This window comes from bacterium, assembly GCA_024224155.1.
Taxonomy (GTDB): Bacteria; Acidobacteriota; Thermoanaerobaculia; order Multivoradales; family JAHEKO01; genus CALZIK01.
On record JAAENP010000228.1, the window covers coordinates 21,768 to 29,133 of the forward strand.

General features: G+C 65.0%; 4 protein-coding genes. 1 reads left to right on the plus strand and 3 read right to left on the minus strand.

Features of this window, described 5'->3' with window-relative positions; translation table 11 throughout:
* Positions 1-4: 4 nt before the first annotated feature.
* The 3 genes from GY769_12425 to GY769_12435 all read right to left on the minus strand — a co-directional run bounded on the left by GY769_12425 (position 5) and on the right by GY769_12435 (position 5,059).
* Complete coding sequence (locus tag GY769_12425; protein ID MCP4202726.1) at positions 5-847, minus strand: cyclic nucleotide-binding domain-containing protein; 843 nt, start codon at positions 845-847, stop codon at positions 5-7.
* Positions 848-929: 82 nt separating this feature from the next.
* A complete protein-coding gene (locus GY769_12430) occupies positions 930-4,331 on the minus strand; it encodes a PAS domain S-box protein (protein ID MCP4202727.1) in 3,402 nt (1,133 codons plus the stop codon).
* A gap of 113 nt (positions 4,332-4,444) precedes the next feature.
* Complete coding sequence (locus GY769_12435) at positions 4,445-5,059, minus strand: endonuclease V (GenBank protein ID MCP4202728.1); 615 nt, start codon at positions 5,057-5,059, stop codon at positions 4,445-4,447.
* 376 nt (positions 5,060-5,435) lie between these two features.
* On the opposite strand from GY769_12435, the gene GY769_12440 reads away from it, so the two are divergent.
* The coding region (locus GY769_12440; GenBank protein MCP4202729.1) for a LamG domain-containing protein at positions 5,436-7,366 on the plus strand (1,931 nt) is incomplete at its 3' end.

Consider the following 7,366-nt stretch of genomic DNA (forward strand, 5'->3'; position numbering starts at 1 on the left):
GGCCTTACGCGTCTTTATAGATCTCGCGGAAGCTGTCGACCATGTCCTGCGGCATTTTTTCGATCTCGGAAAGAGCCTCTCGGGTGGCGGCGACGAAGCCGTCGGGCGCCTTGTCCATGACATCGGAGAGGTTGTCGCTATCACTGAGATCGGTCTCGTCCGCCAGCTTGCGGAAGAAAGTCTCCCCCAGCTTCGCCATGGCGGTCATGCCGGTGAGTCCACCGACCATCATTCCGTAAGGCATGCGCATCATGCGAGCCATGGTTTCCCAGGCTTCGCTGGTTTCGTCGTCGTCATCTTCTTCAGATTCGGCCGTCGCTTCCGAAGCCTCGCTCTCGGACGCGCTTGCCCTCTTCTTGGCCTTGCTCTCCGACTCACCCAGCCGGAATCGCTCCTCCGCCGCCAGCGCCCGAGCGTGGAGCTCCCGGACTCGCTCGGCGAGGCTGGGTACGATGCACCAGGCGATCTCTGGCTCCGTCTTGACCAGGGTCTCGAAGCTGTCCCGGGTCAGCAGCAGGCATTCGGTGGGCGTCTGGGCCACGGCGCTTGCCGAGCGCGGCTGATCGTCGACCAGGGCAATCTCGCCGAGCACATCCCCCTCTTCCATCGCCCCCAGAACTACCTTGTCCTCGCCCTTTCCTTTGAAGACTTCGGCCCGACCCGAGGTGATCACGAACAGCCCGAGACCGGTCGCTCCTTCCTGGATGATGGTCTCCTGCTCCTCGAACGTCTTCGGTACGCAGAGCTTGGCCAGTTTCTTCAAGTCGCGTTTATTCAGGCGCGAGAAGATCGGCACCCCGGCGAGGATCTCCTCGACGCGCTCACTCGTGGTCACGACGTCGCTCATTTGGAACCTCCTTGGATTCTGGCTCGGGTCGAGCCGCTGGGTTCCCACCCATTCTAGACCAGAACGGGAACGTCTGGCTCGTCTAGGCTTTGCGACTCGGCCTCTCGAGCAGGGCAGCGGCGGCCTGCTGCGCCAGGTCTTCGAGTCTGAAGGGCTTTTGAAGAAACCGCAGGTCGGCGCCGCGCTCCCGCACCGCCTCCTCGGCGTACCCGGAGACCAGAAGCACCGCCAGGTCGGGTCTCTCGGCACGGAGCTCATGAGCCAGCTCGACGCCGGTGATGTCCGGAAGCACGATGTCGGTGACCAGCAGATCGAATTCCTGGCGCGAAGCGCACTCTCTGGCGCCACCTCCATCGGCAGCTGTCGTTACTTCGTATCCCAGTGAGCCCAACATGCTCTCGACGGTTCCACGCACCAGCTCCTGGTCCTCGACGACGAGGACCCTTTCACCCTCGGTGCGCAAGGCCGCGGCGTGCTCCGGCTCCGGGCCGGAGGTTTCAGCTGGCGAGGCATTGCGAGGCAGGACGACTCTGAACTCGATGCCCTCGCCGGGTCGGTTGTCTACCTCGATGCGCCCTCCGTGAAGCGAGACGATGCCATCGACGACCGCAAGCCCGAGACCGGTACCCTGAGCGGCCGACTCGGTCGTGAAGTAAGGATCGAAGATTTTGTCCAGCATCGCCTCTGCGATTCCTGGCCCGCTGTCGCCGACCGAGAACCAGACCTCTCTATCGCCCTCGAACCCGCTCCGAAGGTCGAGAGTGCCGCCCTCCGGCATCGCGTCGGAGGCGTTGACGATGAGATTCATCAAGACCTGCTCCAGCTGCCCCGGATCGCCCGCCAGCGGCAAGGGCGCGTCGATCAGGTCGACCGTCAGTCGGATGTTCTCCTTCAACAGTCGGCGGATTAGCGTCTCGGCCCCACGCAACACTTCGCCCAGATCAATGGCTGTCGGGGCATAGCTCTCGCTACGCGAGAAGACGAGCAGGCGGCGAATCAGGTGAGTACCACGTTTCGCCTGCTCTTGGACCTCGCGCAGCATCAAGTCGCGCTCGGCCGGCTGAAAGTTGCCCTTGAGCAGCAGGTCGATGTTGCCGGTCACGACCTGTAGCAGGTTGTTGAAGTCGTGGGCCACACCGCCGGCAAAGCGGCCGACGGCCTCCATCTTCTGGGCGTGCAGCAGCTCGGTCTCGAGCCGCTTGCGCTCGCTGACGTCGTCGTAGATCGCGACGATCTCGCCACTCGGTAGCCGGTAGACATAGTTCTCGCGCCAACTTTCCATCCTCGAATCGCGATACAGCGCGGTCGGCAGGTAGCGCGGCTCGCCCGTCCGCCAGACGTTCCGGAGAATCTCGACCAACCCCATCTCTTCGGCGCCGGGAAAGGCCTCAGTCAAGCGTCTGCCGAGAATCTCCTCTCGCGGTACTCCGTCTATCCGTTCGGCGGCGCGATTGTAGTCGCGAAAAACGAAGTCCGAGCCGTGATCGATCGCTTCGTAGACGGCGACGCCGCTGCTCATGTTGTCGACCAGCTGGCGAAAGCGATATTCACTTTGGACCAAAGCCTCTTCGGCCTCCTTGACCGGGGTCAGGTCGATGGAGAAACCCAGGAGATACGGCTCTTCGGAGCCCTCGACCTGGATCCTCGTCTTGCCGGAGAGCAGGTGCATCTTGCGTTGACCGACGGAGAGCGTCTCCTCACGATTGATGGTTCGCCCCGTCTCCAGAACCTCGCGATCGGTCATCCGAAGGGCTCGTGCCTCGGCCTCCGGGAAGAGGTCGAAGTCGGTCTTACCGACAACATCCTCCGGTTCGAGACCCAGAAGCTCGCGTCCCGTGGCGTTCAGAAACTGCATCCGGCCCTGCGCGTCTTTCAGGAAGACATGGAGCGGCAGGCTGTCGAGGATGCGCTCCTGTGTCTGCCGCGCCTCGCGGAGTCGCTCACTCGCCCGGCGGCGCTCGGTGATGTCCTGCTGCTGGCCGACGAAATAGAGCGCGTTGCCGTCCGCGTCGCGGACCAGGGAGACGGTGAGCTCGGCCCAGATCTCGGATTGATCACGGCGCCGAAGTCGCTCGACGTACTGCACGCTCTCCGCGTCTCCGGTCACCAAGCGCTCGAGCTTCTTGCGCTCCGCCGGTGCATCTTCGGGATGGGTGATGTCGGCGATCGTCATCCCCAGGAGCTGGCTTTCCTCGTATTGGAGCATGCGGCAGAGCGCCGGATTCGCCTGCAGGATACGGCCGTCGAGGCCGGCTGTTGCCGTACCCATCGGCGCAGAGCCGAAGGCGCGACGGAATCGCTCCTCGCTTATCACCAGGTCGGCCCGGGCGCGCTCCCTTTGTACCGCCTCGTCCTCGAGACTCTGTTTTGCGCTCAGAAGATCCTGCGCGTAGCCCCGAGTCTCGGCCTCCCGGCCCAGAATCGTGAAGAAGGCTCCCGCGAGAATGCCGGATAGCAACAGTCCGCCGACCAGGGCGAGGATCGCCGTCCACGAGCGCTTGGTCGCAATGTAGCCGGCTGCCGGGCGACACGAGATCAACCACCTCCGATCACCCACTTGAACCGTCTCGACTGCGCCGAGCCCAGTCGGAGTCAGAGCCTCGTCGAGGCTCCACGGATGGCCCTGCCCGGGCCGAAGCCTCGACTCGTGAAAGTGGAGCAGGCTCTCGTCGCGGGAGGAGTCCAGGTCGTGAACCGCCATGTCGATTCCTCGAGGCTCGAGGGCGGCCAAACCTCGGTCGAGGATCGCCCCGACGTCGAACATTCCAACGAGAAAACCGCGTAATCGCTCGGTGCTTTCGTCGCCGCGAGTCGACTCTGCATAGACGGGGTTGAAGACAAGAACTCCGTATCGATCTGGCTGGTCGGACCTGAGACGATCGCGCCGACTCGCCGACATCTGATGCGCAGCACGAGCGCGCGTCAATCCCTCGCTCTGCACCGGGTCCGACGCCAGATCGAATCCCAGAGTGTGGCGGGCAAGTTCCGGCGGCTCGGCATGGAGCACCGGGAAGTACTCCGGCCGAGGAGCTGCCGGTTCGGGGCTTCCGGACTGGACGTCGAAGATGCCGAAGCGCCCGAGCGCGGCAGCGATCTCCGGCCGGTCGTCGGTCTGGTCGCGCACGAAGCTCTCGAACTCCTCCCGGTCTTCGGCGGCGACTCTCGGCGCCCAGCCCAGGAAGGCAACTCCAGGCTCTTCGAGGAGATGCTCGGTGACAAAGGAGCGGAAGGCCGCTCGCTCGACGTCCGGGGTCGCCGCATAGAGTGCATCCAGGGCGACCAGGGTGTCGAGTCCGTGACTGACGGCGCCCCCGAACGCCGAAAGTCTGTCGTTGGCGTCACGTCTGAAACTGAACGCAATACGGTCCGATTCGGCACTCTGGAGCGCCCAGAACAGGGCCAGGGACAGGATGCCGCCAGCGACGAAAACGCCTAGGACGCGCGGCCAGCGAAGGCGAGCGACGTCGGCGGCCACGCGCTTCACCCTGGCGGTATCATGGCTGGTTGCTGGCGCAGTCATCACACGTCGGGTTCACCGCGCGGATGCCCATGTGCGTTCGCTGTCCTCTGAAGTCCGCCGGAAACCTTATCGTAAGGTTAGCAGAGGGTCCGGTTCCGACGGCGATCAGGTCCCTCGGCCTCACTTCTGGTTTCGCGAGCTCTCCGTCGCGCGTGCCGGAGCGGCTCGGGAGTGCGGACGCGGCCCGAGCCGGCCCGAAGCACGACGGCGAGAGCGGTGTCGGGATCGGTCCGCCAGGCGGCGTGGATCGCGAGCGGCCGAGCGCCGTTCCGTGTGCAGAGCCACCAGCCGACGCGGCAGCCGGAAAGAGAGAGTGGCGAGTGGGCTCCGCGGACGAGATCGGGCCAGTCGCCTTTGGCGAGAAGCGGCCGATGGGTCACGCCGACGGTGGGGAGGTCGAGCCGCTCGCCGAGATGTAGAGCGAGTCCGGCCCGTCTGGGATGGTCGAGGCCGGTGGCGTTGACCAGAAGCAGCTCGGGAAGCGAGGGCAGACTCCGAACTGCGGCTGCCAGCAACGGACCCTCCCGAAGAGCCAGGAGCCCGGCCTCGTAGGGAGCTCCGGCAGAGCCCTCGGCGACCGCCGTGGCGACGGTCTGGTTCCGGGCGACGAGGGCGGCTCCCGCCCAGCTGCGATCTCCCCTGGCGCCGGGGCCCGAACTACCGCGGGGAAAGCAGGTGAAGCAGCCCCCGATCGGGTAAGGGTGGGACGGCGTTGTCCAGGGTCGAGGTTCAGCCGCCGCGAGGCGCTCCTGCTCCCGGAGAAGCTCTTCTTTGGACCCGGGCCAGCTCACCCTGACGAGCCTAAGCGATAGTGCCCGGGTTTTCGCAAGGGGCCCCCAACAGAACCGCTGATATAGCCCCACCCCCAGGAAAGAAAGAGGGGTCTTTCTCAAGGCTCCACCGTTTTTTCGGAGGACCTCGAGATCGAGCTGAATGTCCGCCGGATTTCGGGACGCGCAAGAAACCGGCGAAGATCGTTCTGGCGAGGCTGGATGGCGCTTTTGGGCGAGCTCGAGATGGGGCTATGCGCATCCGTCGATGGAACGGCCTTTGCGCCATCGGGTGCCAATGCGGGACAAATCCGCCACTTTCCCTGTGGTCTTTCTCGCCCTTGCGCTTCTCTTCGGAGGCCGGGGAGGCCCGTGGCTCCTGGCGGCTGGCGAGCCAACCAGCGGCTATATCGTCCAGGGCAAGACCGTCGAGCAGGTCGCCGCCGCCGTCGAGAGCGTCGGCGGCGAGGTCACCCATCGACTCGCGATCATCGCCGCGGTCGGCGCCAGGCTCACCGAAGGGCAGGTCGAGGCTCTCGGGAATCATGAGGACGTCGAGCGCGTCTACGAAGATCGCCGCGTCGACACCGACTCCGCGGCTCAGCGGGATCACAGCGGTCTGGTCGCGCTCTACGATTTCTCAGAGGATCCGGGCTCCAGCTCGATCGTCCGTGACGTGGCCGGGACCTCCGGCTCTCCGTTGGATCTGACGATCGAAGATCCAGAACGTGCCAGCTGGAGCGAGGCCGATGGCCTCGAGCTGACAGAGGCCACGCGAGCGTCGAACTCCACGGATTCCAATCAAATCTTCTCCGATTGCACGGCGAGCAATGAGCTCACCGTGGAAGCCTGGATCGAGCCCGGGAACACCACCCAGGGCGGGCCGGCTCGGATCGTCACGCTGTCGCTGGATTCAGGGCAGCGGAACTTCAGCCTGACCCAGGACGGCAGCAGGTACCAGTTCCGGCTTCGGACGACGACGAACGGAAACAACGGCACAAACGTCCGGCTGTTCAGCGCCGTCGGTAGCGTGACCACCTCCCTGCAGCACCTGGTCGCCACCAGGGCGTCCTCCGGCGAGGCTGCCCTCTATCTCAACGGCGAGCAGGTGGACACAGAGACCATCGGAGGCGGCTTCGCCAACTGGAACCCGGCCTACGACCTGGCGCTCGGGAACGAGTTCAGCACCGGAAGCACTACCACGGCTCGCGACTGGGTTGGCAATTACCGGTTGGTGGGCGTCTATTGCGAGGCACATACTTCCTCTCAAGTCGCGGCGAACTTCGCTGCCGGTCCGGACCTACCAACCCAGAACGAGACCGCGACACCGGCCCCAAGGACATCTGCGGTCGTTCTCTATGACTTCTCAGAGGGCTCGGGCGCCAACGTCCGCGATCTGGCAGCTGCGACTCCGGCCGACCTAACGATCGAAGATCTCGATCGGGTTTCGTGGAGCGGCGGTGGCCTGACGCTCGAGCAGGCGACACGGGTCTCCAACACCGTTGATGCGGCTAAGATCTTCGAGTCCTGCGCCTCGAGCAACGAACTGACGGTCGAGGCCTGGGTCACGCCTGGCGCGCTGTCGCAGGGGGGGCCGGCACGTATCGTCAGCCTCTCCAAAGACTCAGGGAACCGTAACTTCAGCCTTCTCCAGGACGGCGATCGCTATCAGTTCCGGCTTCGCACGACCAGCAATGGCAACAACGGGACCTATGTGCTTCTCCGCAGCGCTCCGTCGAGCGTCGAGTTCGGCTTGCAGCAGCTGGTCGTCACCCGCGATGCTTTCGGCAGCGCCTCGCTCTACCTGGACGGCGTCCAGGTCGACAGCCAGACGATCGGCGGCAGCTTCGCCAACTGGAACGCAAGCTACGGCCTCGCCCTCGGCAATGAGTTCAACACGGACAGCACGACCACCAGCCGAGACTGGGTAGGCAGCTACAGCCTGGTCGCAGTCTATTGCGAGGCGCACACGCCCTCTCAGGTCGCGGCAAACTTCGCTGCCGGTCCGGTCGCCCCCACGGGTGTCGCCGCGCCGCCAGCCCCGACGCCGCCAATCCCGACGCCGGCCCCAAGGGCCTCCCCGGTCGTTCTCTACGATTTTTCGGACGGGGCTGGCATCAGCGTCAGTGATCTGGCAGCCGGGACCCCGGTCGACCTCGCGATTGAAGACCCGGATCGGGTCTCGTGGAGCGGCGGCGGCTTGAACCTCGAGCAGGCGACGCGGGTCTC

What these genes read in the sequence shown, in the direction of transcription:
- GY769_12425 (MCP4202726.1), bottom strand. Translation starts at nt 847, where the DNA reads ATGAGCGACGTCGTGACCACGAGTGAGCGCGTCGAGGAGATCCTCGCC.